The sequence below is a fragment of the Desulfovibrio sp. SGI.169 genome (assembly GCF_050313595.1).
Classification (GTDB): domain Bacteria; phylum Desulfobacterota; class Desulfovibrionia; order Desulfovibrionales; family Desulfovibrionaceae; genus Desulfovibrio.
This window is the reverse complement of record NZ_JBNPLS010000066.1, coordinates 1-2,314: the sequence shown is the minus strand read 5'-3', so window position 1 is coordinate 2,314 and position 2,314 is coordinate 1. Positions and strand designations below refer to the sequence as shown.

General features: G+C 50.0%; 2 protein-coding genes. Both read left to right on the top strand.

Annotated features, from left to right (window positions below; translation table 11 throughout):
• Positions 1 to 386 precede the first annotated feature (386 nt).
• On the top strand, positions 387 to 1,559 hold the full coding sequence (locus tag ACQRA4_RS13710) for a lysozyme inhibitor LprI family protein (protein WP_427823609.1): 1,173 nt from the start codon (positions 387 to 389) through the stop codon (positions 1,557 to 1,559).
• A 222-nt stretch (positions 1,560 to 1,781) separates the two neighbouring features.
• The coding region (locus tag ACQRA4_RS13705; RefSeq protein ID WP_427823608.1) for a hypothetical protein at positions 1,782 to 2,314 on the top strand (533 nt) is incomplete at its 3' end.

Sequence of the window (2,314 nt, the reverse complement as noted above, 5' to 3'; positions counted from 1 at the left end):
AAAAATTTTGCTCCAGTCTACCGAACAAGAGCATGTCGAAGGCTATCTCGTTTGACGTACTGTCATTACCGCTTCGCTAGAAACAGAGAACAAGCATAATGGAGGACAATATGAAACTCGGGAAATGGGCACTGTGTCTTTGTCTGTTGGGAAGTCTGTTCTTGCAGTCGCACGCCCTAGCACAAGCAAGCCCGGCAAGCAAAGGCAAGGCATCTGTTTTTTCTTTTGAGAATACTCGCCTCGGAGGCTTTTATCAGGATGATAAGAATGGTCCCCTATGGCTTGCCGCTGATATGCTGGACGGTTACCCAGCTTTTGCTCAGCTTTTGCAGCAAAATCAAAAAGACACTTCCCGTGGATTGCAGCTCGCCTCTTCTTGGAGAGCCATGCCTCGTCCCGTCCAGTCCTATCTCGGTGATCCCACACCTGTGCATCAGCATCTGACCCAAAAGGGGGTAGAGAATCCCCAGCCCCAGCTGGAGCAGGCCTATAGAGTGGATCTGGACGGGGATGGACAGGAAGAGCTGCTTATTGTGTCCCAGAATATGGTACCGGCACGGAGTCAGGGGGTGAGCTGGCAACTCGATGTTCCGCTTTTTGCGAAAAATCCTGCCCTCCCGCAAAATCCCCAAAAAGGTCAGCATTCCGTGGTCATGCTGCATGATGCCAACGGCTGGCATCTGCTGACCCAATATGTGGCTCTGAAGGACGTTGAGGCAACATGGGCCGCTCCCCGTGTCCACAAGATTCTGAACTTCGCGGATCTGGACGGGGATGGCAGCATGGAAATCCTTATGGCGGAGTATACGGCTGAATCCGTCGGCTATGCTGTATACCACTATACCTTTATTCAGGATACCAATCGGGACTTCATCACGAGGAGTACACTGAGACAGTTTTTTGCCGTGACACCCAATGAAGTGGCCCAGTTCCACATCAGTGGACGGCTGATCAGGCCTGTCAGCTATGAAGACGCCTACGGTTATCAGCTGCAGCTGGAGAACGGCATTATTCTTGATGTGGCCATGGGGCAGAACGTCCTGCCCGAATTTGCGGAAGCCAGCCCCAATTGTCTCGTGGAGATGGACTGTACGCTAGAACACTGGTCGGACGGCAAAACTTCCTCGTATAACTATTTCTATGTGCCGAATTCTGGTAAAATTGTGGCTCCGGCTGACATTTTGGTGGGGCAGGAGGGACCTGTGGCACAAACGTCCTCCACGCTCATCAACACAGTGGAAGAATTGGCCCCCGGCTTCAAGACCTGCGTCTCGCACAGCTCTTCCACTCTGGAAATGCGTGAGTGCAACGCCAATGCCATCAAGTATTGGCAAAACAGACTGGACAAAGAACTGAGTCACGCCAGAATGATGTGCAGGCAAGCCGATCGGCCTGATTCCTGCCTGGAACACCTGAACAAATCGCAGGAAGCCTGGCAGAACTATGTGGATATGATGGCGGCTTACTACGAAGAAGTAAACAGCGGCAGCGTGGGGGTGCTTGAGCAGGGGTATTTTCGGGCTGAAGCCATCAAGGCTCAGGTCCGTATTCTTGAATAATCAGGAATTCTATTTATAAAAATGGTTTACATCCTTACTAGTCTTTTGTGTCTGTTTAATCTCTATGCAAGATCAAAGAACAGCCCACAATCAATATAGAAATCTTTACGATAAGATCAATGAACATCCTTGCAAGTGATGAATCATATATATAACGACTAGAGAACTTGGCATTGAATAATGCATCTACATTCATGACTGTCTATGTAGCAGGAGGTTTCTATGCGGTTCTTCATCCTCTTTATACTATGCCTTTTTACGTATAGTCAGGCTGCAGCCGTTGAAGTGGCAAGCTCAAAAAGCGAGCTACAGGAAATGGGGATCGAAATTCAGCTTCTGAGCAGCATTGAAGGTCTGCCGTCCTGCAAAATCGGGGGAGCCTTTAATGCGGATATCGGCAAGTGGCTGCGCCTTGTGCGTGATGGAGAAGCTTTTGCACAAACCTGTGTGTATGAAGATTGGAATATTTCTCTCACGCAGACCAGCGGCCTTTCCTTCTATCAGGTGGAGTCTTCTCAAGATGGCAAAAAGCTGCTCTCCCTGCTCTCTGACCAGGGCACAACGCTGCATATTTTCCATACCAGCGGCCCCGGCCTGAAGGAGCACCGCCCGCTGGACGGAAAACTACTTTTTCTCTGGGAAGACGAAAACGGCTATTCCTACGAAACTCTTGTGGGAAAAAACGAAATTCATACCAGTAGCGAGGCGACCGGGGAACGTCACTGGACGGATCTCAGGCTGGAAGAGGTGGAATA

Coding starts and splice junctions, on each gene's coding strand:
- ACQRA4_RS13710 (WP_427823609.1), top strand. CDS start 387: ATGCCTCGTCCCGTCCAGTCCTATCTCGGTGATCCCACACCTGTGCAT.